This window comes from Streptomyces sp. NPDC097595, from assembly GCF_044761525.1.
In the GTDB taxonomy this organism is placed as follows: Bacteria; Actinomycetota; Actinomycetes; order Streptomycetales; family Streptomycetaceae; genus Streptomyces; species Streptomyces drozdowiczii_A.
The window spans coordinates 241,686-266,032 of record NZ_JBIWCN010000003.1 but is presented as its reverse complement, the minus strand read 5'-3'; the positions used below and the strand labels follow the sequence as shown (position 1 = coordinate 266,032).

Annotated in this window: 20 protein-coding genes and 1 tRNA gene; 15 read left to right on the top strand and 6 right to left on the bottom strand. The window is 71.4% G+C overall.

The annotated features are described in order from the left end of the window. The first annotated feature begins 9 nt into the window (after positions 1–9). Positions 10–1,014 carry a cation diffusion facilitator family transporter gene (locus tag ACIQZN_RS06125; RefSeq protein WP_403989170.1) on the top strand — a complete coding sequence of 335 codons (1,005 nt, stop codon included), beginning with the start codon at positions 10–12 and terminating at the stop codon, positions 1,012–1,014. Positions 1,015–1,040: 26 nt separating this feature from the next. On the opposite strand, the gene ACIQZN_RS06120 is transcribed toward ACIQZN_RS06125, so the two are convergent. Beyond that, positions 1,041–1,820, bottom strand: a complete 780-nt coding sequence (locus ACIQZN_RS06120; protein ID WP_403988819.1) for a phosphatase — start codon at positions 1,818–1,820, stop codon at positions 1,041–1,043. A gap of 63 nt (positions 1,821–1,883) precedes the next feature. Next, positions 1,884–2,510, bottom strand: coding sequence for a TetR/AcrR family transcriptional regulator (locus ACIQZN_RS06115; protein ID WP_403988817.1), 627 nt, complete (start codon positions 2,508–2,510; stop codon positions 1,884–1,886). Between the two features lie 118 nt (positions 2,511–2,628). On the opposite strand from ACIQZN_RS06115, the gene ACIQZN_RS06110 reads away from it, so the two are divergent. The 7 genes from ACIQZN_RS06110 (at position 2,629) to ACIQZN_RS06080 (ending at position 10,359) form a co-directional block, all read left to right on the top strand. Next, on the top strand, positions 2,629–4,236 hold the full coding sequence (locus tag ACIQZN_RS06110; RefSeq protein ID WP_403988815.1) for a carboxyl transferase domain-containing protein: 1,608 nt from the start codon (positions 2,629–2,631) through the stop codon (positions 4,234–4,236). A 13-nt stretch (positions 4,237–4,249) separates the two neighbouring features. Further along, positions 4,250–6,340: an acetyl/propionyl/methylcrotonyl-CoA carboxylase subunit alpha gene (locus ACIQZN_RS06105; protein WP_403989168.1), complete on the top strand. Its 2,091-nt coding sequence runs from the start codon at positions 4,250–4,252 to the stop codon at positions 6,338–6,340. Further along, entirely contained in the window at positions 6,337–7,293 is a 957-nt protein-coding gene (locus tag ACIQZN_RS06100; protein ID WP_403988813.1) for a hydroxymethylglutaryl-CoA lyase, read from the top strand. Before ACIQZN_RS06105 ends, ACIQZN_RS06100 begins: the two co-directional genes overlap by 4 nt. An 8-nt stretch (positions 7,294–7,301) precedes the next feature. After that, the gene (locus ACIQZN_RS06095) at positions 7,302–8,468 is read left to right on the top strand and encodes an acyl-CoA dehydrogenase family protein (RefSeq protein ID WP_147972408.1); all 1,167 of its coding nucleotides are present in this window, start codon (positions 7,302–7,304) and stop codon (positions 8,466–8,468) included. A gap of 102 nt (positions 8,469–8,570) precedes the next feature. Next, complete coding sequence (locus ACIQZN_RS06090) at positions 8,571–8,789, top strand: type II toxin-antitoxin system VapB family antitoxin (protein ID WP_326662013.1); 219 nt, start codon at positions 8,571–8,573, stop codon at positions 8,787–8,789. A gap of 119 nt (positions 8,790–8,908) precedes the next feature. Further along, positions 8,909–9,211: a hypothetical protein gene (locus ACIQZN_RS06085; protein WP_403988810.1), complete on the top strand. Its 303-nt coding sequence runs from the start codon at positions 8,909–8,911 to the stop codon at positions 9,209–9,211. Positions 9,212–9,327: 116 nt separating this feature from the next. After that, positions 9,328–10,359, top strand: a complete 1,032-nt coding sequence (locus tag ACIQZN_RS06080) for an ABC transporter substrate-binding protein (RefSeq protein WP_403988808.1) — start codon at positions 9,328–9,330, stop codon at positions 10,357–10,359. Positions 10,360–10,417: 58 nt separating this feature from the next. Here the strand turns inward: ACIQZN_RS06080 and ACIQZN_RS06075 are convergent, their stop codons facing one another. Beyond that, complete coding sequence (locus tag ACIQZN_RS06075) at positions 10,418–12,082, bottom strand: beta-N-acetylhexosaminidase (RefSeq protein WP_403988806.1); 1,665 nt, start codon at positions 12,080–12,082, stop codon at positions 10,418–10,420. Between the two features lie 323 nt (positions 12,083–12,405). Here ACIQZN_RS06075 and ACIQZN_RS06070 point away from each other — a divergent pair, with 323 nt between their 5' ends. Together ACIQZN_RS06070 and glmS are read left to right on the top strand one after the other, a co-directional pair. Next, on the top strand, positions 12,406–12,681 hold the full coding sequence (locus ACIQZN_RS06070) for a hypothetical protein (protein WP_018105728.1): 276 nt from the start codon (positions 12,406–12,408) through the stop codon (positions 12,679–12,681). Between the two features lie 57 nt (positions 12,682–12,738). After that, on the top strand, positions 12,739–14,568 hold the full coding sequence (gene glmS / locus ACIQZN_RS06065) for a glutamine--fructose-6-phosphate transaminase (isomerizing) (protein WP_018105727.1): 1,830 nt from the start codon (positions 12,739–12,741) through the stop codon (positions 14,566–14,568). A 148-nt stretch (positions 14,569–14,716) separates the two neighbouring features. Here the strand turns inward: glmS and ACIQZN_RS06060 are convergent, their stop codons facing one another. After that, the gene (locus ACIQZN_RS06060) at positions 14,717–15,238 is read right to left on the bottom strand and encodes a universal stress protein (protein ID WP_018105726.1); all 522 of its coding nucleotides are present in this window, start codon (positions 15,236–15,238) and stop codon (positions 14,717–14,719) included. Between the two features lie 912 nt (positions 15,239–16,150). Between ACIQZN_RS06060 and ACIQZN_RS06055 the strand changes: the two genes are divergently transcribed. From ACIQZN_RS06055 to ACIQZN_RS06035, 5 genes are all read left to right on the top strand, one after another. Beyond that, positions 16,151–17,353 carry a helix-turn-helix domain-containing protein gene (locus ACIQZN_RS06055; protein WP_403988803.1) on the top strand — a complete coding sequence of 401 codons (1,203 nt, stop codon included), beginning with the start codon at positions 16,151–16,153 and terminating at the stop codon, positions 17,351–17,353. Between the two features lie 10 nt (positions 17,354–17,363). Then, positions 17,364–17,966, top strand: coding sequence for an oligoribonuclease (orn, locus tag ACIQZN_RS06050; protein ID WP_403988801.1), 603 nt, complete (start codon positions 17,364–17,366; stop codon positions 17,964–17,966). A 115-nt stretch (positions 17,967–18,081) separates the two neighbouring features. Beyond that, positions 18,082–18,154: transfer RNA gene (locus ACIQZN_RS06045), tRNA-His, on the top strand. Positions 18,155–18,400: 246 nt separating this feature from the next. Then, complete coding sequence (locus tag ACIQZN_RS06040; RefSeq protein WP_403988799.1) at positions 18,401–19,720, top strand: MFS transporter; 1,320 nt, start codon at positions 18,401–18,403, stop codon at positions 19,718–19,720. Between the two features lie 42 nt (positions 19,721–19,762). Next, positions 19,763–22,105 (top strand): arylsulfatase, encoded by a 2,343-nt coding sequence (locus ACIQZN_RS06035; protein ID WP_403988797.1) that lies wholly within the window; start codon positions 19,763–19,765, stop codon positions 22,103–22,105. Positions 22,106–22,138: 33 nt separating this feature from the next. Here ACIQZN_RS06035 and ACIQZN_RS06030 read toward each other — a convergent pair whose 3' ends face one another. Together ACIQZN_RS06030 and ACIQZN_RS06025 are read right to left on the bottom strand one after the other, a co-directional pair. Beyond that, on the bottom strand, positions 22,139–23,182 hold the full coding sequence (locus tag ACIQZN_RS06030; RefSeq protein ID WP_403988795.1) for an AraC family transcriptional regulator ligand-binding domain-containing protein: 1,044 nt from the start codon (positions 23,180–23,182) through the stop codon (positions 22,139–22,141). Between the two features lie 101 nt (positions 23,183–23,283). Further along, the gene (locus tag ACIQZN_RS06025) at positions 23,284–24,345 is read right to left on the bottom strand and encodes a zinc-binding dehydrogenase (RefSeq protein ID WP_403988793.1); all 1,062 of its coding nucleotides are present in this window, start codon (positions 24,343–24,345) and stop codon (positions 23,284–23,286) included. Positions 24,346–24,347: the final 2 nt, after the last annotated feature.

The window sequence follows — 24,347 nt, the reverse complement described above, 5'->3', positions numbered from 1 at the left end:
GCGTCGGACATGAGTGGGCCGGGCGCGGACATACTCACCGGCATGACTGACGCGAAAAGCAGTGGTGGGGGGTCCACGTTCACCGTCGTCGTCGCGGCGCTGGCCAATCTCGGCATCGCCGTGGCGAAGGCGGTCGCCGGGCTGATCAGCGGGTCGAGCGCGATGCTCTCCGAGGCGGCCCACTCCGTCGCCGACACCGTCACGGAGGTCCTGCTGCTCACCGCGCTCAAGCGCAGCGAGAAGCCGGCCGACGACGACCACCCGCTGGGGTACGGCCCCGAGCGGTACATCTGGGCGCTGCTGGCGTCCGTCGCGACCTTCGTCGGCGGCGCGGTCTTCTCGATCTACGACGGGGTGCACACCCTGCTCGCGGGCGAGGACCTGGGCAACCCGCTGATCTCGTACCTCGTGCTCGTCGTCGCCTTCCTCCTTGAGGGCTTCTCGCTGCGGACCGGGCTCAAGCAGGTCCGCGAGGAGGCCGAGCAGCTGGGCGCGCCCGCCCGGCACTACTTCCGGCGCACCCCGGACACGGCGGTCAAGGCCGTCGTGATGGAGGACTCGGCGGCCCTGGTGGGCCTGCTGCTCGCGGCGGGCGGGCTGCTCGGCGGCCAGCTGACCGGGTCCGGGGTGTGGGACGGCATCGCCTCACTGCTCATCGGGGTGCTGCTGGTGTACGTGGCGTGGGTGCTCGGCAAGTCCAACGTCCAGCTGCTGATCGGGCGCCCGGTGTCCCGGCCGATGCGGGACGGCATCCGGGAGGAACTGCTCGGCGTCGACCACCTCATCTCCGTACTGGAGCTGACCACGCTCATCCAGGGGCCGGACGAGATCCTGGTCGCCGCGAAGGTCGACTTCCGGGACACCGTCACCGCCGAACAGGTCGAGACGGCCTGCGAGGAGGCGGAGCGCCGGCTGCGGCAGCGGTACGCGTCCATCAAACGGGTGTACCTGGACCCCACATCGGGCCGCGAGGCGCGCCGCCGGGCCCGCGCGGCCGAGGGGGAGGGCCCCTGAAGCCCGAGCCTCCGAAAGCCCGAGCCTCAGAGCAGCCCCGCCGCGTCCAGCAGGTAGTCCGTCATCGGGTCGTAGAAGCGCGGGTCCAGCACGTGGTCGTCGAGCGGGACGCACACCTGGAGGGTGCCCTCGGACTCGCCGAGGAACAGCGCGGGGTCGTTGCAGTCCGCGTACCCGATGGCGTCCAGGCCGCGCTGCGCGGCGCAGCCCGCCCAGCCGTGGTCGGCGACGACGAGGTCGGGCAGCGGGCGCCCCTCGCGCTCCAGGCCGTCGAGGATCGCGGCCATCGGGGCCGGGGAGTGGGTGTGCCAGAGCGTCGCGCCGCGCTCCTGGACGGCGACGTCCGCGAACTGGAAGACCATGCCCTCGTCGGCCATCAGCCCGCCCGGGATCCGTACGATCTCGCAGCCGGCCGCCCGCAGCGCCTGCGCGGTCTGGCGGTGCACGTCGAGCAGGCCGCCGGGGTGGCCGGTGGCGAAGAGGACCCGCTCGGCGCCCTCGACGGCCTTGCGGAGCCGGGCGGCGGCCCGTTCCAGGGCGTCGACGGTGAGTTCGGGGTCGATGGTGTCCTGCCCGAACCGGTGCTCCGGATCGTCGCTGACCCCGCACCGCTCGGCCATCACGGCCAGCACGTCCTGCTCGTCGCGCCACCGGTCGCCCAGCTCCAGGCCCAGCCAGTAGTGCCGGTCCCCGTTGGCCAGGCTGCGGTAGTGGGCCAGGTTGTTGTCGCGCGGGGTGGCGACGTCCCCCGCGATGCGCGTACGGACGAGGTGTTCGACGAGGGCGGCGCGGCTGGGTATCGGCATGGGGCCATTGTGCCGTGACGCGTGCCCGGCGTCCCGGCCGTCCACCCCTGGAAACGCGGCCGGTCAGTCCCCCTGCCGCTCCCCCGCCGCCGCGAACGCGCCCCGGGCCAGCCGGTGCAGCAGCGCCGCCGTCTCGGTGCGCCCGGGCAGCGCGCCGGGGCGGCCCAGGTGCGGGGTGGAGTTCAGCAGGCCGAAGACCGCGTGGACGGCGGCGCGGGCCTCGTGTTCCGGGAGGTCCGCGTAGAGGTCGCGGACGACGGCGACCCACACCTCGACGTACTGCCGCTGGAGCCGGCGCACCCGCTTGCGGTCGGTGTCCCGCAGGCGGTCCAGCTCCCGGTCGTGCAGGGTGATCAGGGGGCGGTCGTCGAGGGCGAAGTCGATGTGGCCCTCGATGAGCGCGTCCAGCAGGGCCTCGGGCGATCCGTCGCCGGAGGCGGCGTCCTCGGACACCCGGAGCTCGCCGCCGGCCAGCAGCCGTTCGCTGATGCCGACGAGGAGCTCGGCGAGCATCGCGTCCTTGCCGGGGAAGTGGCGGTAGAGGCCGGGGCCGCTGATGCCGACGGCGGCGCCTATCTCGTCTACGCCGACCCCGTGGAAGCCGCGCTCGGCGAAGAGCCGGGCGGCCTCCCGGAGGATCTGCTCGCGGCGGGTCGGGGCCGCGACGCGGGCGGCGGCATGGGTGCTCATGAGCAGCCATTCTAGACAGGCGGGTTAGCGCTCGTTAACCTGTGATCACGTTAACGCTCATTAACACGGTGGCGTTGGCGATCGGAACGGCGCGGTACGGGCAAGGGGGCTCGACACGATGCAGCAGGCACCGGTGCTGACGAGCGCGGCGGATCCCGCCTCGGCGGCCTGGCAGGCCAACGAGGCGGCGCACCACGCGCTCGCCGACGAGCTGCGCAAGCGGCTCGCCACGGCCAGGCTCGGCGGAGGTGAGAGGGCCCGCGCCCGGCATGTGGCGCGCGGCAAGCTGCTGCCCAGGGAGCGGGTGGACACCCTGCTCGACCCGGGCTCGCCCTTCCTGGAGCTGGCCCCGCTGGCGGCCGAGGGGCTCTACGGGGGCGCGGCGCCGGCCGCCGGGGTGATCGCCGGGATCGGCCGGGTCAGCGGCCGGGAGTGCGTGGTCGTCGCCAACGACGCGACCGTCAAGGGCGGCACGTACTACCCGATGACCGTGAAGAAGCACCTGCGGGCCCAGGAGGTGGCGCTGGAGAATCGTCTCCCCTGCCTGTACCTCGTGGACTCGGGCGGCGCCTTCCTGCCGATGCAGGACGAGGTCTTCCCGGACCGCGAGCACTTCGGCCGGATCTTCTACAACCAGGCCAGGATGTCGGGCGTCGGCATCCCGCAGATCGCGGCGGTGCTCGGCTCCTGCACGGCGGGCGGGGCGTACGTCCCGGCGATGAGCGACGAGGCCGTCATCGTCCGGAACCAGGGCACGATCTTCCTGGGCGGCCCGCCGCTGGTGAAGGCCGCCACCGGCGAGGTCGTCACGGCCGAGGAGCTGGGCGGCGGCGAGGTGCACTCCCGTACGTCGGGCGTCACCGACCACCTCGCGGAGGACGACGCGCACGCGCTGCGGATCGTGCGGAACATCGTGGCGACGCTGCCGGACCGGGGCGCGCTGCCCTGGTCGGTGCGGCCGGTCGAGGAGCCGAAGGTGGACCCGGCCGGGCTCTACGGCGCGGTCCCGGTCGACTCGCGTACGCCGTACGACGTGCGCGAGGTGATCGCCCGGGTGGTCGACGGCTCGCGGTTCGCCGAATTCAAGGCGGAGTACGGCCAGACGCTGATCACCGGCTTCGCGCACATCCACGGCCACCCGGTCGGAATCGTCGCCAACAACGGCATCCTGTTCTCCGAGTCCGCCCAGAAGGGCGCGCACTTCATCGAGCTGTGCGACCAGCGCGGCATCCCGCTCGTCTTCCTCCAGAACATCTCGGGCTTCATGGTCGGCCGCGACTACGAGGCCGGCGGCATCGCCAAGCACGGCGCGAAGATGGTCACCGCCGTCGCCTGCACCCGGGTCCCGAAGCTGACCGTGGTCATCGGCGGCTCCTACGGCGCGGGCAACTACTCCATGTGCGGCCGGGCCTACAGCCCCCGGTTCCTGTGGATGTGGCCCAACGCGAAGATCTCCGTCATGGGCGGCGAGCAGGCCGCCTCCGTCCTCGCCACGGTCAAGCGCGACCAGCTGGGCGACGACTGGAGCGCCGAGGACGAGGAGGCCTTCAAGGCCCCGATCCGCGAGCAGTACGAGACCCAGGGCAACGCGTACTACGCCACCGCCCGGCTCTGGGACGACGGGGTGATCGACCCGCTGGAGACCCGGCAGGTGCTGGGGCTCGCCCTGACCGCGTGCGCCAACGCGCCCTTGGGCGACGCCGGCTTCGGCGTCTTCCGGATGTGAGGAAGAGATGACGATGTTCGACACGGTCCTCGTCGCCAACCGCGGCGAGATCGCGGTCCGGGTCATCCGGACCCTGCGCGAGCTGGGCGTGCGCTCGGTCGCCGTCTTCAGCGACGCGGACGCCGACGCGCGGCACGTACGGGAGGCCGACACGGCCGTACGGATCGGCCCCGCGCCCGCCTCCGAGAGCTACCTCAGCGCCGACCGCCTCCTGGAGGCCGCCCGCCGCACCGGCGCCCAGGCCGTGCACCCCGGCTACGGCTTCCTCGCGGAGAACGCGGCGTTCGCCCGGGCCTGCACGGAGGCGGGGCTGGTCTTCATCGGGCCGCCCGCCACCGCGATCGCGCTGATGGGCGACAAGATCCGGGCCAAGGAGACGGTCGCCGCGGCGGGCGTCCCCGTCGTGCCCGGCTCCTCCGGGAGCGGGCTCAGCGACGCCGAGCTGGCCGAGGCGGCGGCCGGTATCGGCATGCCCGTGCTGCTGAAGCCCTCGGCGGGCGGCGGCGGCAAGGGCATGCGGCTCGTCCGGGACGCGGCGCTGCTCGCGGACGAGATCGCGGCGGCCCGGCGCGAGGCCCGCGCCTCCTTCGGCGACGACACGCTGCTGGTGGAGCGGTGGATCGACCGGCCGCGCCACATCGAGATCCAGGTCCTGGCCGACGCGCACGGCAACGTGGTGCACCTGGGCGAGCGCGAGTGCTCGCTCCAGCGCCGCCACCAGAAGATCATCGAGGAGGCCCCGTCCGTCCTGCTGGACGAGGCGACCCGGGCGTCGATGGGCGAGGCGGCCGTCCAGGCGGCCCGCTCCTGCGGGTACGTCGGCGCGGGCACGGTGGAGTTCATCGTCCCGGGCAGTGACCCGTCCTCGTACTACTTCATGGAGATGAACACCCGGCTCCAGGTCGAGCACCCGGTGACCGAGCTGATCACCGGACTCGACCTGGTGGAGTGGCAGCTGCGCGTCGCCTCCGGTGAGCCGCTGCCGTACGGGCAGGACTCCCTCAAGCTCACCGGGCACGCGGTGGAGGCCCGGGTCTGCGCCGAGGACCCGGCCCGTGGCTTCCTGCCCTCCGGCGGCACCGTGCTCGCGCTCCACGAGCCGCAGGGCGGCGGGGTCCGCACCGACTCGGGGCTCGCCGAGGGCGGTGAGGTCGGCAGCCTGTACGACCCGATGCTGTCCAAGGTCATCGCGTACGGCCCCGACCGGGCGACCGCCCTGCGCCGGCTGCGGGTGGCCCTCGCGGACACGGTCGTCCTCGGCGTCCCCACCAACGCGGGCTTCCTGCGCCGGCTACTGGCCCATCCGGCCGTGGTGGCGGGCGAGCTGGACACCGGCCTGGTGGAGCGCGAGGTGGCCGCGCTGGTCCCGGACGGCGTGCCGGAAGAGGTGTACGCGGCGGCCGCGCTGCTGCGGCAGCACACCGCGTCCGCCGCCGCCCGCCCCGCGCCCGGCGCCTGGACCGACCCCTTCTCGGCCGGGAACGGCTGGCGGCTCGGCGGCGCCCCGGCCCGGACGGTGCTCGACTTCCACATCCCGGGCCACGACCCGGTCCAGGTGGGCCTGCGGCCGTGCGGCGACGGGGACACGGAGCTGACCTTCGGCCATGTCGGCGAGGGCACGAGCCCGCCCGCCCCGGAATCGGGGGCCTGCGGACCGCTCGGACCGCTGCCCGGTACGGCGGAGAAGGCCAGGACCCTCGCGGCCGGGGACGGCCGGATCGCGTTCGAACTCGCCGGGGTCACCCATGTGTTCGCGTACGCGGTCTCCCCGGAGGGGCACTGGCTCGGCCGGGACGGCGACAGCTGGCACGTCCGGGACCACGACCCGGTCCAGGCGTCGCTGACCGGCGCCGCCCGCTCCGGCGCGGACACGCTCGCCGCGCCCATGCCCGGGACGGTGACCGTGGTGAAGGTGGCCGTCGGGGACGAGGTCGCCGCCGGGCAGAGCCTGCTGGTGGTGGAGGCGATGAAGATGGAGCACGTCATCTCCGCGCCGCACGCCGGCACCGTGACCGAACTCGACGTGACCGCCGGGTCCACGGTGGCCATGGACCAGGTGCTCGCCGTGGTCGTGCCCGCCGCCGGTGCCGGGGAGGACGCATGACCGCCGACGCCCGCGCCCTGCCGATGACCGTGCCCGCCGAGGGACTGCCCGCCCGGGTCCGCATCCACGAGGTCGGCGCCCGCGACGGCCTCCAGAACGAGAAGGAGGTCGTCCCGACCGAGGTGAAGGCGGAGTTCATCCGCCGGCTCGCGGTCGCCGGGCTGACCACCATCGAGGCCACCAGCTTCGTGCACCCCAAGTGGGTACCCCAACTGGCCGACGCCGAGCAGCTGTTCCCGATGCTCGGGGACATCGCGGACGTCGGCGACGTGGCACTGCCGGTCCTCGTGCCGAACGAACGCGGGCTCGACCGGGCGCTGGCGCTCGGGGCGCGCGGGATCGCGGTGTTCGGCTCCGCCACGGAGACCTTCGCCGCGCGCAACCTCAACCGCACGGTGGACGAGTCGCTGGCGATGTTCGCGCCGGTGGTGGCCCGGGCCAAGGCGGAGTCGGTGCACGTGCGCGGCTATCTGTCGATGTGCTTCGGCGACCCCTGGGAGGGGGCCGTGCCGGTCGCGCAGGTCGTCCGGGTCGCCAAGGCGCTGATGGACCTCGGCTGCGACGAGCTGTCGCTCGGGGACACCATCGGCGTCGCCACCCCCGGCCACGTGACCGCGCTGCTGACCGGGCTCAACGAGGCGGGCGTACCCACCGACGTGACCGGGGTGCACTTCCACGACACGTACGGGCAGGCCCTGTCCAACACCCTCGCCGCGCTCCGGCACGGCGTGACCACGGTGGACGCCTCGGCCGGCGGCCTCGGCGGCTGCCCGTACGCGAAGAGCGCGACCGGAAACCTCGCCACCGAGGATCTCGTGTGGATGCTCGACGGCCTCGGCATCGAAACCGGGGTCGACCTCGGCGAGCTCACCGCCACCAGCGTGTGGCTCGCCGGACACCTGGGCCGACCCAGCCCTTCCCGCACCGTGCGTGCCCTGTCCCACAAGGAGTGAACGTCCGCATGTCCCTGGACCACCGGCTGACCGCCGAGCACGAGGAACTCCGCCGCACCGTCGAGGAGTTCGCCCATGACGTCGTCGCCCCGAAGATCGGCGACTTCTACGAGCGGCACGAGTTCCCGTACGAGATCGTGCGCGAGATGGGGCGGATGGGCCTGTTCGGGCTGCCGTTCCCGGAGGAGTACGGCGGGATGGGCGGCGACTACCTCGCGCTCGGCATCGCCCTGGAGGAGCTGGCCCGGGTCGACTCCTCGGTCGCGATCACGCTGGAGGCGGGCGTCTCGCTGGGCGCGATGCCGGTCTACCGCTTCGGCACCGAGGAGCAGAAGCGGCGGTGGCTGCCGAAGCTCTGCTCGGGCGAGGCGCTGGGCGCGTTCGGCCTGACCGAGCCGGACGGCGGCTCGGACGCGGGCGGCACCCGGACGACCGCCGTGCGCGACGAGGCCACGGGCGAGTGGGTGATCAACGGCTCCAAGTGCTTCATCACCAACTCCGGTACGGACATCACGGAGTTGGTGACCGTCACGGCGGTGACCGGCCGCAAGGAGAACGGCGCCCCGCTGATCTCCTCGATCATCGTCCCCTCCGGCACCCCCGGCTTCACGGTGGCAGCGCCCTACTCCAAGGTCGGCTGGAACGCCTCGGACACCCGCGAGCTGTCCTTCGCCGACGTCCGCGTCCCCCTGGAGAACCTGCTCGGCGAGGAGGGCCGGGGCTACGCGCAGTTCCTGCGCATCCTGGACGAGGGCCGCATCGCCATCGCGGCGCTCTCGACGGGCCTGGCGCAGGGCTGTGTCGACGAGTCCGTGAAGTACGCCGCCGAGCGGCACGCCTTCGGGAAGCCGATCGGCGCCAACCAGGCCATCCAGTTCAAGATCGCGGACATGGAGATGCGGGCGCACATGGCCCGCATCGGCTGGCGCGACGCGGCGTCCCGGCTGCTGGCGGACGAGCCGTTCAAGAAGGAGGCGGCCATCGCCAAGCTGTACTCCTCGACGGTGGCCGTGGACAACGCCCGCGAGGCGACCCAGATCCACGGCGGCTACGGCTTCATGAACGAGTACCCGGTGGCCCGGATGTGGCGCGACTCCAAGATCCTGGAGATCGGCGAGGGCACGAGCGAGGTCCAGCGCATGCTGATCGCCAGGGAGCTGGGGCTGCAGGCCTGAGGGCCGAGGCCGGTCGGGGACCCGTGCGCTCGGCCCCGACCGGCACCACGCGATGTATATACTGGCGGAAAGCGTATATACATCGTGCATTCGGGAGGCCCCGTGTCCAAGACCCTCGTGGACGTCGACGACCAGATGCTCGCCTTCGCCCAGCAGCAGCTCGGCACGTCCACCAAGCGGGAGACGATCAACCGCGCGCTGACGATAGCGGCAGCGGTCAGCGCCGACGACCGGGCGCGTGCACTGCGCTGGCTCCAGGACAACGCGGACCAGTTCCTGGACTTCGACGTCCTCGAAGAGCGGGAGCGATCCGGCCTGTGACGTACCTCGCCGACACGTCGGCGGTCTGGCGCCTGCTCCGCAAACAAGTCGGGGACCCATGGCCGCAACGCGTGTCCCAGGGGCTCGTGTCCCTGTGCCCGCCCGTCGAGTCCGAACTCATGCCGGCTCTCCGGGCGGACCGCGACCACGAACCGTTCTTCACCATGCTCGGCCAGACCTTCGGCTGGGTGCCGGCGCCGGAAGATCCGTGGCCGAAGATCATCGACATCCAGCGCGAACTGGTGCGGATCGGCCACCACCGGGGCCCCTCACCCATGGACATCCTGATCGCCCTGACAGCGCGACAGCACCGCCTCACGCTGATCCACGTAAACGATGACTTCGGCTCCATCGCCAAGGTGTGCCCCGACATCGCGATGACGCGGCTCCAGCCTCTCGACGGCGGGGCGCAGCACGGATGAGCCTCCGCATCGCCCGGCAGGGGGCACCGACCGCTGGTCACACCTTGAGGTTAGGCTAACCTTCCCTTAAACGTGTCACCTGCCGGTCTCCGGCTCGTACGAAGGCGGATTCCGTCATGAGCACTACCCGAGCGTCCCGTCCCACCCGCCGCGGCCTGCTGGCCATGGGCGGCGCCGTTGGTCTCGGCGCCGTGCTCGCGGCCTGCGGCGGCAGCGACTCCAAGGACTCCGCCGGCTCGGGCGCCAAGAGCGCCGGCGGCGGGCCGTGGAAGTTCAAGGACGACCGGGGCCAGGTCGCCGAGGCGAAGTCCATACCGAAGAACATCGTCGCCTTCACCGGTGTCGCCGCCGCCCTCCACGACTACGGCATCGAGGTCAAGGCGGTCTTCGGCCCGACCAAGACCGAGGACGGCAAGCCGGACGTGCAGGCCGGTGACCTGGACATCAGCAAGGTCGAGATCCTGGGCAACGTCTGGGGCGAGTTCAACGTCGAGAAGTACGCGGAGCTCGGCCCCGAGCTGCTGGTCACGGCGATGTGGCAGAAGGACGCCCTCTGGTACGTGCCGGACCAGTCCAAGGACAAGATCCTCAAGCTGGCCCCGAGCGTCGCCCTGTGGGCCGCCGAGACCACGATCCCGAAGGCCATCCAGCGCCACGAGGACCTGGCTGCCTCGCTCGGCGCCGATGTGAAGTCCGCGAAGGTCGTCGCCGCGAAGACGCGGTTCGAGAAGGCGGCGGCCCGGCTGCGCGCGGCCGCGAAGTCGAAGCCGGAGATCAAGGTCATGGTCGGCTCGGCCAGCCAGGACCTGTTCTACGTCTCACTCGCCAAGATGTCCGCCGACACCCTGTACTTCCAGGACCTGGGCGTGAAGTTCGTGGAGCCGAAGGTGAACGAGGCGGGCTTCTTCGAGGAGCTGAGCTGGGAGAACGTCGACAAGTACGGCGCCGACATCATCATGATGGACAACCGCTCCTCGGCCCTCCAGCCCGAGGCCCTGACCTCCAAGCCGACCTGGGCGCAGCTGCCGGCGGTCAAGGCGGGCCAGGTCATTCCGCGTACGACGGAGCCGATCTACAGCTACGACAAGTGCGCGCCGATCCTGGAGGACCTGGCGAAGGCCATCGAGAACGCCAAGAAGGTCGCCTGACGCGACGGTTCACCGCCCCCGGCGGCCGGGATGCCCGGCCGCCGGGGGCGGTGCCGTGTCAGCTCCCGCCCGACGTCTCCGACGCGGGCCACGGGACCTGCGGCGAGCGGTAGTAGTCGATGCCCTGGGCGGTGAACCGCTCCCCGAGCGCCGCGAGCCGCAGCTTGTACGTGTCCCAGTCGTGCGTCGACGCCGGGGACCAGGCCAGCTCGGCCGCACCGGGCAGCCTCGGGAACGCCATGGCGTCGATGTCGTCGCTGTCGGTCAGGGTCTCGGACCAGATCGGCGCCTCCACGCCGAGCACCGCGCTTCCCGGGGCCCCGGTGAGGTACGTCCCCGGGTCCCAGTCGTAACTGCGCTGCACCTCGACCGTCCCGGCCCACTTCAGGCCAAGCACGGTCTGGTCGTTGTACTTCATGTCGAGGTACACCCGGTCCGCCGGCGACAGCACCAGCCTGGTGCCGTTCTTCGCCGCGTCCACCACCTGCTGCCGGTCGGCGGCGCTGGTCTTGTCGTAGCCCCAGTACTGCGCGACGGCGCCCTTCACCGGGTCGGCCCCGGTCAGCTGGTGCCAGCCCATCACCGTCTTGCCGTACTTGCCGACGATGGCCTGGGCCCGGTCCATGATCTCCACGTAGTCCTCATGGGTGGTGGAGTGCGCCTCGTCACCGCCGATGTGGAAGTAGCGGCCGGGCGTGAGCGCGGCCACCTCGCCGACGACGTCGTCGATGAAGTCGTACGTGACGTCCTTGCCGGCGCACAGCGTGCTGAACCCGACCTTGATGCCGGTGTAGAGCGGCGGCGCGACGCCGTCGCAGTTCAGCTCGGCGTACGAGGCGAGAGCCGCGTTGGTGTGGCTCGGCATGTCGATCTCCGGGACCACCTCCAGGTAGCGGGAGGCCGCGTACCGCACGATCTCCTTGTACTGCTCCTTGGTGTAGTACCCGCCCGGTCCGCCGTCGACCTCGGTGGAGCCGCCGTACGTGGCCAGCCTCGGCCAGGAGTCGACGGCGATGCGCCAGCCCTGGTCGTCGGAGAGGTGGATGTGGAAGGTGTTGAACTTGTACTGGGCGACCTGGTCGATGTAGCGCTTGACCTCGTCCACCGAGAAGAAGTGGCGTGCGACGTCGAGCATCGCGCCCCGGTAGGCGTAGCGCGGGGTGTCGGTGAGGGAGCCGCCGGCGATCCGCCAGGGGCCCTTCTGGCGGGTGGGGCGCTCCACTTGGGCCGGAAGCAGCTGGCGCAGCGTCTGGACGCCGTGGAAGAGCCCTGCGGGCTGCCTGGCGGTGATGGTGACGCTGCCGCGCCCCGAGGTGAGCGTGTAGCCCTCCGCGCCCAGCTTGCCGGCGCGCGGGTCGAGCCGGAGCCGGATGCCGTCGGCGCCGTCCCTGGTGGTGACCGGCAGGGCGAACCCGGTGGAGGGGCGCAGTACGCCCGCCAGGTAGTCGCCGATCTTCCGGGCCTCGCCGGAGGAGCCGACGGCCCGGATTCTGGTGAAGCCGTTGAGCGTGTACGGGTCGCCGCCGGGTCTGACCGAGGCGGGGGCGGGCACCACCTGGCCGAGCGGCCTGGGCGTCCAATCCGCCGAGGCCGTACCGGCGGCGGACGCCTGTGGGGCGGCGCACGCGCTGGAGACACCGGCCGCCGCGACGAGTAGCAGCGAGCCGAGGAGCCGGGGTAGAGAACGGGTAAGAGCACTGCGACGTGCCGTGTGCAGTCTCACAAGCCGGGTCCCTTTCTGGGGGGTCACTCTGCTGGGTCTCCTGACCTTTCTCCGTCGCCATGCGTACCGCGCGTCTCACGGGTGGTCAAGGTGTAGACCACTCACCGGCGTTGGTCACCCAGGCACCCTGATCAGCTTTTGCGGCTTATGTGCACATTCACCCCTTCGGCTCCGACCACTGTGGCGCCACCCCCTCCCCCGCACCCCCGCGCCACCCGCGCGAAATCCACCCAAGCCAGAAAAACAGGGCCAGTATCGCGGCTCCCTGCCCGATATCGGGCAGGATTGTTGCGCTCGGGCCCCTTCCGCCGCAGTATCGACGGGTGCTCGAACGCCTCTCGTCGTACGACGACCTCATTGACCACGTGGTGCGCAGCACCACGCTGCCCCGCGGCGAAGCCGCCCGGGTGATCCTCGACGTGCTGGCGTACTTCGACGAGACGACCGAGGTCTTCGTCCGCCGCCGCCACCGCGAACTGCAGGCCGGCGGCCTGGTGAACACGGAGATCTTCGAGCGGATCGCGGCCGAACTGCCGCACCGCGCGGTCGCGCCGCCGGAGCTCTCGCTCCGTCAGCTGCGCCGGATCGTCTACGGCTGAGGCCGCCTCACGGCCGGGTACCCCTTACTTGTTCGTCGTCGGAGGACAGAAAGCTCTATGTGCGGAATCGTCGGTTACATCGGAAAGCGTGACGTGGCCCCGCTGCTCCTTGAGGGCCTGCAGCGGCTGGAGTACCGGGGTTACGACTCCGCCGGGATCGTGATCACCGGGAAGCCCGCGGCCGGGAAGCCCGCCGCGCTGAAGTCGGTCAAGGCCAAGGGCCGGGTCCGCGAGCTGGAGTCCCGGGTCCCCAAGCGCTTCGCCGGCACGACCGGCATCGCCCACACCCGCTGGGCCACCCACGGCGCCCCCAGCGACGAGAACGCGCACCCGCACCTGGACGCCGAGGGCAAGGTCGCCGTCGTCCACAACGGGATCATCGACAACGCCTCCGAGCTGCGCGCCCGGCTGACCGCCGAGGGCGTCGTCTTCCTCTCCGAGACCGACACCGAGGTGCTGGTCCACCTGATCGCCCGCTCGGACGCCGGGACGCTGGAGGAGAAGGTCCGCGAGGCCCTGCGCTCCGTCGAGGGCACCTACGGCATCGCCGTCCTGCACGCCGACTTCAACGACCGCATCGTGGTCGCCCGCAACGGCTCCCCGGTCGTCCTCGGCATCGGCGAGAAGGAGATGTTCGTCGCCTCGGACGTCGCCGCCCTGGTCGCCCACACCCGCCAGGTCGTCACCCTGGACGACGGCGAGATGGCCACCCTGAAGGCCGACGACTTCCGTACGTACACCACGGAGGGCTCGACCACGACGGCCACGCCGACCACCGTGGAGTGGGAGGCCGAGTCGTACGACATGGGCGGCCACGACACGTACATGCACAAGGAGATCTCGGAGCAGGCGGACGCCGTCGACCGGGTGCTGCGCGGCCGGATCGACGACCGGTTCTCCACGGTGCACCTGGGCGGCCTCAACCTGGACGCCCGCGAGGCGCGCGGGGTCCGCCGGATCAAGATCCTGGGCTGCGGCACCTCGTACCACGCGGGCCAGATCGGCGCCCAGCTGATCGAGGAGCTGGCCCGCATCCCCGCGGACGCCGAGCCCGCCTCCGAGTTCCGCTACCGCAACCCGGTCGTGGACCCCGACACGCTGTACGTCGCGGTCTCGCAGTCCGGTGAGACGTACGACGTGCTGGCCGCCGTCCAGGAGCTGAAGCGCAAGGGCGCCCGGGTCCTCGGTGTGGTCAACGTGGTCGGCTCGGCGATCGCCCGCGAGGCGGACGGCGGTACGTACGTGCACGCCGGTCCCGAGGTGTGCGTGGTCTCCACCAAGTGCTTCACCAACACCGTGGTCGCCTTCGCGCTGCTCGCCCTGCACCTGGGCCGCATCCGGGACCTGTCGGTCGCCGACGGCAAGCGGATCATCGAGGGCCTGCGCAAGCTGCCCGCCCAGATCAGCGAGATCCTGGCGGGCGAGGACGAGATCAAGCGGCTGGCCGCCGAGTACGCGGACGCGAAGTCGATGATGTTCATCGGCCGGGTGCGCGGCTATCCCGTGGCCCGTGAGGCGTCGCTGAAGCTCAAGGAGGTCTCGTACATCCACGCCGAGGCGTACCCCGCCTCCGAGCTGAAGCACGGCCCGCTCGCCCTGATCGAGCCCGCGATGCCGACCGTGGCGATCGTGCCGGACGACGACCTGCTGGAGAAGAACCGCGCCGCGATGGAGGAGATCAAGGCCCGCAGCGGCCGCATCCTCGCCGTGGCCCACCAGGTCCAGGAGAAGGCCGACCACACCATTGTCGTACCGAAGAACGAGAACGAGCTGGACCCGATCCTCATGGGCATCCCGCTCCAGCTCTTCGCGTACCACACGGCGCTGGCCATGGGCCGGGACATCGACAAGCCCCGCAACCTGGCGAAGTCGGTCACCGTCGAATAGTCACGTGGCGCAGGCGAGGCCCCGCGGTCGGTGACCGCGGGGCCTTCCGCGTACGGGCCGGAATCAGCCCCGGAGCGGCCGGGAAGGGCCCATGAGGCGTTTTCCACAGGCGAGTTGACGCCACAGGGCCCCGAGCGGCTTTCCGGGCTTACGGGATGACCACAACGGGGCGCTGGGCGCGGCGGGCCAGGCGGCCGGCGACCGAGCCGAAGATCTTGCCCACCAGGCCGTGCGTGGAGCCCACCACGATGGCGTCCGCCGAGTACTCCCGGCCGACCTCCTCCAGCTCGTGGCAGATGTCCCCGCCGCGCTCCACGAGAACCCAGGGCACCTCGGCGAGGTAGTCCGCGCAGGCGAGCTCCAGGCCCAGGACCTCGGTGCGGTGGTCCGGCACGTCCACGAAGACGGGGGGCTCGCAGCCCGCCCAGACCGTGGTCGGAAGCCGGTTGGCGACATGGACGATGATCAGACCGGAGCCCGTCCTGCGGGACATTCCGATCGCATAGGCGAGGGCCCGCTCGCTGGAGGTCGAGCCGTCGAAGCCGACGACGACCCCATGCCGGAAGGCGGGGTCGCACGGACGGCGCGCTTGTTCGGCCGCCAGCGGGTCCGACAGAGGGTCGGCTACCTGCTTGCGGTCCGCGGGTTCAGGGATTTCGTGACCGGCCATCGGTGTCTCGGCGAAGAGAGTCCTCGTGAGGAGAGCGACGTGGGAAGGTGCGTCAGCGGGCGGTGTCGTGGTGTCCGGGAATCATCTTCCCAACCCCTTACCCCCAAGGGTACGGCCCCACTCCTCCATTGCCCGCCCCGCGCACGGCGCATGCGGCGTTTTCCGGAGCATGCCCGAGACGGGGCCCCTATGGCAATGCCGGTTGGCCTCTACACAGACGTACGGGCCCCCGCCCCGGCCCCTTGCGGCGCCCGGCCGGGCCGTCCCGGAGGGAGCCCCGAGGAGGGTCCGGGGGCGTCGCCCACGAGGAGCGGAACCCACCCTTCCGGGGGAGTCGGCCGACTCGCGGGGTCCGTCCGGAACCCACCGCGCGGTCTGCTCCGGGGACGGCCGGTGGAGCGGTATTCGGCTGACCGCCCGAACCGCTCCCCGGATGGGGGCGCCGTACCCGCCGCCGGGGCCGCCGGCCCCGGCGAGGGGGCGTGCGGGGGTGGACGGACGCCCCGGGTTGTGCGCCGGTAGAACGACTGATTTCCGCACACGCGACCGTACATTTTCAGCCAACTTCAAGGACCGGTCCATTCCTTGTCGAAATGGCCGATCAACCCCCTTGCCACCAGGCAGGAAGAGACCGGGCGGTACGCTTCCGCCCAATGGGGACGGGCCATGAACGCCGGACGCACTTCCCTGCACGGGCCGCGAGTGAAACGCTTCGTGATCGAACGCTTCCCGCCAGGTTGCCTTGTCGACAATGAGCCGGTTGGTGAACTTGTCACGACGGCACCACGGGACGCAGTAGATTCGATCTTGGGCGTCGAAGGCCGGGGACTCGTGCACGACCGAGGGGACAGTGCAGGTGCGACAGGCCCGTAAGGACCAGGAAGACGCGAACACCGAGGGGGGCTTAGCGTCATGAGCCAGGACTCCGCCACCGCAACGGAGGCTGTTAGGAAGCTGGGCGGAAGACGACGCCGGGAAGTCGTCGCCGTCCTGCTCTTCAGCGGTGGCCCCATCTTCGAGAGCTCCATCCCGCTGTCGGTGTTCGGAATCGACCGCCAGGACGCGGGAGTTCCGCGCTACCGGTTGCTCGTGTGCAGCGGTGAAGAGGGACCGCTGCGCACCACCGGAGGACTCGAACTGACCGCGCCCTACGGGCTGGAGGCGATCAGCAGGGCAGGCACCGTCGTGGTGCCGGCCTGGCGCTCGATCACCTCGCCGCCGCCCACGGAGGCGCTGGACGCGCTGCGCCGCGCCCACGAGGAGGGCGCCCGCATCGTCGGCCTGTGCACGGGGGCCTTCGTGCTCGCCGCCGCCGGGCTGCTGGACGGCCGCCCGGCCACCACCCACTGGATGTACGCACCGACGCTGGCCAAGCGCTATCCGTCGGTGCACGTCGACCCACGCGAACTGTTCGTGGACGACGGGGACGTGCTGACCTCCGCCGGGACGGCGGCCGGCATCGACCTGTGTCTGCACATAGTCCGCTCGGACCACGGCACGGAGGCCGCCGGGGCACTCGCCCGCCGGCTCGTCGTGCCGCCCCGGCGCAGTGGCGGTCAGGAGCGCTACCTCGACAGGTCTTTACCTGAAGAGATCGGCTCCGACCCGCTCGCCGAGGTCGTCGCCTGGGCGCTGGAGCATCTCCACGAGCAGTTCGACGTGGAGACGCTGGCCGCGCGCGCCTACATGAGCCGGCGGACCTTCGACCGGAGGTTCCGCTCGCTGACGGGCAGCGCACCGCTCCAGTGGCTGATCACCCAGCGGGTGCTTCAGGCACAGCGCCTCCTGGAGACGTCGGACTACTCGGTGGACGAGGTCGCGGGCCGCTGCGGCTTCCGCTCGCCGGTCGCGCTGCGCGGGCACTTCCGCCGCCAGCTCGGCTCCTCCCCCGCCGCGTACCGGGCCGCCTACCGGGCCCGCCGTCCGCAGGGCGGGGTGCCGGAGCCGGTCATGGTGTCGGAGGTGGCGGTGCCCGCCCAGGGCAACGCCCAGAGCCGCCGTACCGCCCTCCCCGGTCCGTCCGGCGCCGCACCCGCGGCGCTGGACGCGAAGGCGGGCACCGACGTGTTCGCCGCGGGGCGCCCGGCCCTGCCCGGGCAGCGGAGCGCCCCGTAGGGTGGAGCCCATGAACGACCGCATGGTGTGGATCGACTGCGAGATGACCGGGCTCTCGTTGGCGGAGGACGCACTCATCGAGGTGGCCGCGCTGGTCACCGACTCGGAGCTGAACGTGCTCGGCGAAGGGGTGGACATCGTGATCCGCCCGCCGGACGCGGCGCTGGAGACCATGCCCGAGGTGGTGCGGCAGATGCACACCGCCTCGGGCCTCCTCGACGAGCTGGCCGGCGGCACGACGCTGGCCGACGCCGAGGAGCAGGTCCTGGCCTATGTCCGCGAGCATGTGAAGGAGCCCGGCAAGGCTCCCCTGTGCGGGAACTCGGTCGGTACCGACCGCGGCTTCCTGTCCCGGGACATGCCGCTGCTTGAGGGCTACCTCCACTACCGGATCGTGGACGTCTCCTCCATCAAGGAGCTGTCCCGCCGCTGGTATCCGAGGGCGTACTTCAACAGCCCGGAGAAGAACGGCAACCACCGGGCGCTCGCCGACATCCGTGACTCGATCACCGAGCTGCGGTATTACCGCGAGGCGGTCTTCGTCCCGCAGCCCGGCCCGGACTCCGAGCAGGCGAGGGCGGCGGCCGCGCGGGTCTCCCAGCCCCGCACCTGAAGGCGCTGGTCACGGCCCTCCCGGGGGCCGCGACCCCCCGCCGGGAAATGAGTGCGCGAGCACCCTCCCGGACCCTGTACACTTTTTCTCGGCCGGTCGGAAACGCCCGGACGTGGTGGGTATAGCTCAGATGGTAGAGCACCTGGTTGTGGTCCAGGATGTCGCGGGTTCGAGTCCCGTTACTCACCCTCTCAAAAGAAGCCCCTGATCTGCGGAGACGCAGATCAGGGGCTTCTTCGTGTTCCGGGCCGGCCGTTTCTTGTCCTCACGCGCCACGGTCTGTGCTGCCGGGGCAAGACCTGATGCCGCGCGCGGCCGCACACTGACGGCGCCGCCGAGTGGACCCCCTGGTCGTACGTCTCCGCCTCCTCCCTGCCGGTCGGCACACCCTGTGCAACACCCAGGGCCCAGGCCCCCGAAGATTGGTCGTCGGCATGTCGAACGAGGAAGCCCCCGGCCCCCTGTCCGTGCGGCGTGTCCTGGGCTGGTCGGCGGGCTCGCTCGCGGCCAACGCCTTCAACACCCTGCCCGCGCTGCTGCTTCTCATCTATCTGACGGATGCGCTCGGAGTGTCCGCGGCGCTCGCCGGGGTGGTGGTTGCGGTGCCCAAACTGTTCGACGTGGTGATCAGCCCATGGCTCGGGGCGATCAGCGACCGTGAGGCGATACGCACCGGCCGCCGCCGTCGGCTGATGGTGGCCGGAGCCTCCGTCCTCCCCTTCGCCTTCGTGCTGACCTTCAGCGCGCCGGCGCACGGCAGCGCCGCGGCCCTGTGGGTGTTCTTCGCCTTCATCCTCACGTCCGCCGCCTATCTGTGCTTCCAGGTGCCGTTCATGGCCCTTCCCGCCGAGATGACCCCGCTGCCCGACGAGCGGACCCGGCTCATGACCTGGCGCACGCTGTTCTTCACGGTGGGCATGCTCATCGGCGGCGTCGTGGGCCCGCTCCTCACCAAGGGCGACAACCCGGGCACCTACCAGCGCATGTCCCTGGTCATCGGCGCCTTCCTGCTGGCGCTGCTGGCGGTCCCGGTGCTGAGCACCCGCTGGGTGCGCTCCCGTCCCTCCGGCGGGGCTCTTTCGCTCCCGCAGGCGCTGCGCGCGGTGCGCGGCAACCGGCCCTTCGCGCTCGCGGTGGCCGTGTTCTTCGTGAAGCTGATCCTCACCGGCATGACCATCGCCGGGCTGCCCTACATGGCCACGTACTACCTGGGCGGCAGGAGTCACCAGGCGGTCGTCTTCGTGGCGTTCACGGTGGTCGGCGCGGTGTCGGTGCCCGGGGCGGGTGCTCTCGTCCGCAACTGGGGCAAGCCCCGGGTGCTGTCGGCGTCGATGGCGCTGTGGGCCGTGGCGGGCTGCGCGATGTACCCGGCCGTGAAGACGGGCGTCGCACCCACGGCCGTGCTCGGCGCCGTACTCGGTGTGGCCTTCGCCGGGCTTCAGGTCTCGCTCTTCGCCATGCTGCCCGAAAGCATCCGCCTCAGCGCCGAGCGCAGCGGCAAGGACCAGGCGGGCGCCTTCTCCGGGGTATGGACGGCCGTCGACACCGCGGGCCACGCCCTGGCCCCCCTCTGCTTCACGGTCGTCCTCACGGTGACCGGCTACGCCTCCTCCACACTCGCCCACCCCGTGACCCAGACCCCGCTCGCCCGGGAGGGCATCCTGCTGGGCTTCTCGGTCATCCCCTCGCTCCTGCTCCTGGCGGCGATCCCGCTGGTACGGGCGTACGGGCGCGCCGTCCGGGCCGCGTCCTGAGCAACCCGGACCCCTCCCACCCACCGACGAAGGAACCACCCCATGGTCGACCCTGCCTACCGAGGCTCCCTGCCCATCGTCACGCCGTCCCGTCCCGCGGTGACGCCGGTGGACGTGCGTGACAGCGAGAGGCCCGACCCGGTCCAGCCGCTGCGCCCGCCCGCCCAGGCCCCGAACGTCCTGATGATCCTTCTCGACGACGTCGGCTTCGGCGCACCGTCGCCGTTCGGGGGGCCCTGCCGGATGCCGGTCGCCGAGCGGCTGGCCGAGCAGGGGCTGAAGTACACCCGCTTCCACACCACGTCGATCTGCTCGCCGACTCGTGCCGCCCTGCTGACGGGCCGCAACCACCACACCGTGGGCGCTGGCGGCATCACCGAGATCGCCACGTCGTACCCGGGCTACAACTCGGTGCGCCCCGACAGCTGCGCCCCGCTCTCGGAGATCCTGCGTCTCAACGGGTACAGCACCGCGTGCCTGGGCAAGTGGCACCAGACCCCGGCCTGGGAGACGTCCCGCTCGGGCCCCTTCGACCGGTGGCCCACCGGTGAGGGCTTCGAGCGGTTCTACGGGTTCATGGGGGCGGACACGGACCAGTACAAGCCGACCCTGTTCGAGGGAACCACCCCCGTTGACACCCCGGACCGTGCGGGCTACCACCTCAGCGAGGACCTGGCCGACCGGGCCATCGCCGACATCCGCGAACAGCAGGCCCTCACCCCGGACAAGCCGTTCTTCACCTACCTCGCCTTCGGTGCCGCGCACACCCCGCACCAGGTGCCGCGCCGCTATATCGAGGAATACGCGGGGGCCTTCGACCACGGGTGGGACGAGCAGCGCGAGCGGACCCTGGCCAGGCAGAAGGAACTGGGCGTCGTCCCCGAGGACTGCGAACTCACCGAGCGCCCCGACGACATGCCCGCCTGGGCCGACCGGCCGGAGGACGCGCGCCGGCTGTACGCCCGGATGATGGAGACGTATGCGGCGATGTGCACCCACACCGACGAACAGGTCGGCCGGGTCATCGACTCCCTGGAGGATCGCGGCGTCCTCGACAACACCATCGTCATCTACATGCTGGGGGACAACGGGGCGAGCGCCGAGGCGGGCATGGACGGCTGCCTCAACCACCGCGCCACCATCAACCAGTCCCCCGACACGCTTGAGGACATGCTGGAGCACATCGAGGACATCGGGGGGCCCGACTGTTTCAACCACTACCCGGTGCCGTGGGCGCACGCCATGAACACCCCGTACCAGTGGACCAAGCAGGTGGCCTCGCACTGGGGCGGCACCCGCAACGGCATGATCGTGCACTGGCCCGCCGGCATCGGCGACGCTGAAAAGGGCGGCCTGCGCGAGCAGTTCACCCACGTCAACGACATCGCGCCGACCCTCCTGGAGATCGCCGGCATCCCCGAGCCCACGTCCGTGAACGGGGTGACGCAGAAGCCCATGGAGGGCGTCTCGCTGGCGTACACGTTCGGCGACGCGGACGCGCCCGAGCGCCACACCACCCAGTACTTCGAGGTCTTCGGCAACCGCGGCATCTATCACGACGGCTGGTCCGCCTGCACCATGCACGGAGTGCCCTGGGTACTGCTCGGCCAGCGGCCGAGGTTCACCGACGACGTGTGGGAGCTGTACGCGCCGGGCGACCATGCCCAGGCCCGCGACCTCGCCGCCGAACAGCCGGAGCGGCTGAGGAAGTTGCAGGACCTCTTCCTCATCGAAGGCTCGAAATACCAGGTGTTCCCGCTGGACGACCGCAAGGTGGCACGCGCCTTCCCCGAGACCGCGGGCCGCCCGAGCCTGGCGGAGGGACGACCCTCGGTACGCCTCTACCCCGGCATGCGCCACCTCGGCGACGCGGTGATCCCCGAGACGAAGAACCGCTCCTTCCAGGTCACCGCCCGCGTCGAGGTCGCGGAGGGCACCGCGCGCGGCGCCGTCATCGCGCAGGGCGGCAACTTCGGAGGCTGGGCACTGTATCTGCGCGACGGCCGGCCCGCGTTCACCTACAACTGGCTGGGCCGCGAGATGTACGACATCGAGGCCGGCGTGGCGCTCGCCCCCGGCTCGTACGAGATCCGCTGCGAGTTCGACTACGACGGCGGCGGTGTCGGACGCGGCGGCACCGGCCGGGTGCTCGTGGACAAGGCCCTGGTGTGCGAGGGCCGCGTCGACCGTACGGTGCCCTTCATGTACGGCCACACGTCGTGGACGAACATCGCCTGCAACGAGGGCGCCGCGGTCACCGACCGGTACGGCGTCGAGCGGGGCGTCTTCACCGGCGGCACGGTGAACCATGTCGACCTGTCGGTCAGCGGCGACGGCATCTACGACGCCAACGGCGACCTGATGGCCAAACTCGCGGTCCAGTAGGGCAGCGGGAGGGACTGAGGGTGTGCGGCCCTGTCAGGCGGAGTCGCACACCCTCCGTGCCGCGGCGCCGCGTCGTACGACGGACGGCGCGGCACCGAACCACCGTCTGCACGCCCGGGTCAGCGCGCTCTGTTCGGCGTATCCCAGGCGGTGCGAAAGCAACACCAGCGGCATGGCGGTCTCGGTGAGCAACCGCTCCGCGGTGTCCCGGCGGATCCGGTCCACCAGCTCCGAGAAGCACAGCCCCTCCGCCGCGAGCCGGCGCTGCAGCGCCCTCGGGTGCAGATCCAGCCGGCGGGCGACCGCCTCGACGGTGGGCGGCCCCGCGGGCAGCATGCGTGCGACCACGTCACCGGCCGAGCGGATCAGATCTTCGCCGTCCGGTGACGTGCCGCCGCTGAGGTACTGGAGCATCGCACGATGCGTCCCGGGGACATGGTCGAGAGGCCGGGCCAGGTCGGCGGCGGGGAGCGTGAATCCGGTGCGGGGCTCCTCGAAACGGGTCACGGCCGCGTAGTCCCGTGCGTAGTCGGCGGCCGGCGACAGCGCGCGGTGCGGGAGGTGGACGGAGAGCGGGCGGTACGACGCGCCCAGCATCAGCCGCAGCACCTTCAGCCCCCGGGCCAGGCACATCTCGGTCACCTGGGGGTACCGCTGCCATCGCCGGCCCTCGAACCGCAGCTCCACGAAGACCAGATGTTCGTCGGGCCGCGATGTGACACGCACCGAACACGCGGCGTGATGGACGTACTGGGCGAAGACCTCCGCGGCCTCACCGAACGTGCGGGCGGTACGCCCGGCCATGACCACGGGCCCCAGCACATCGGTGGACTGCCGCAGCCCGAGCCGCCGTCCCAGGTCCGGCCTTCCGGTGGCCTCGGCGGCGGTCTCCAGCACGCTCCGTACGCCCCGGTGGCTGAGCAGCGTGTCGTACCGGCCGACGGCGACGGGATCGATACCGGCCGCGCACAGGATCTCGTCCGGGCGCCCGCCCAGCTCGCGGACCAGGTCCGGGAATCCGGTGAGGGCGACGCCACGGACCAGGGGCAGGCTGTCAAGGCCCTCGATGCGGCTCATCGGCGAACGAACCTCCAGCGGTTGCGCGGCGACGCGAGGGGGCCCGCTCCCGCTCCGGGATGCCCGGTGCCTGGGAGCAGGCCCCTTTCGACGCCGACGGACTACATCGTGGTGAGCGCCCGGCCGAGGATCTTGCCCTGGGCGAGGTCGGTGACGGCACGGTTGATGTCGTCGAGCGGGTAGCGGTCGGTCACGAAGGCGTTGAGGTCGAACTTGCCGGTGTGGTGCCAGTCGAGGAAGGTGGCGATGTCGTCCTGGCGGCAGCCCCCCGCGGTGGTGCCGACGAGGGACTTCTGGCCGGTGAGCATGTTGCCGTTGATCTGCTGGGCGATGTTGAGCTCCAGCGGCTTCTTGGGCAGGCCCACGATGACCGCGGTGCCACCCATGCTGACGCCGAGGCGGCCGGGGCGGGCCGCGTTGATCGCGTTGGTGACCGTCTCCGGCAGGGCGACGCAGTCCACGGCGACGTCGACGCCGCCGCCGGTGATGTCGATGATCGCCTGAACCGGGTTGCCCTCGCTGCCGTCAATGGTGTGCGTGGCACCGAACTTCCTGGCGAACTCCAGCTTGTCCGCGCCGAGGTCGACGGCGATGACGTGCTTGGCGCCCCGGATCGAGGCGGCCGCGACGGCCGACAGCCCGACGCCTCCGACACCGAAGACGGCGACGCTGCCGCCGGCCTGGACCGGGGCCACGTTGGTGACGGCTCCGGCGCCGGTCAGGACGGCGCAGCCGACGACGGAGACGACGTCCTGGCGGCTCTTCTCGTCGAGCGGGACGACGTACAGCTCGTCGACCAAGGCGTGCTCGGCCCAGGTGTAGACGTTGGGCGAGTAGGCGGTGCCCAGGCCCGGGATGTCGAGCGAGGCGCGGCCCGGGGTGCGGTCGGCGGCGCGCGGCAGCCACGTCACCATGACGGTGGCGCCCTCCTCGACGTGGGTGACGGCGCTGCCGGTGGCCAGGACGGTGCCGTAGCCCTCGTGGCCGAAGAGCATGGGGTCGGGGTGCGGGGCGTGCATCCAGAACAGCTGGCTCTGGCAGACGCCGCTGGCGTGCACCTTGACGAGGACGTCGTGCGGGCCGGGGTCGGGCAGCGTGACCTCGCGCAGTTCCAGCGGCTGTCCGGGCTTGTCCTGGACGACGATGCGGGTGGGGGTGGGCATGG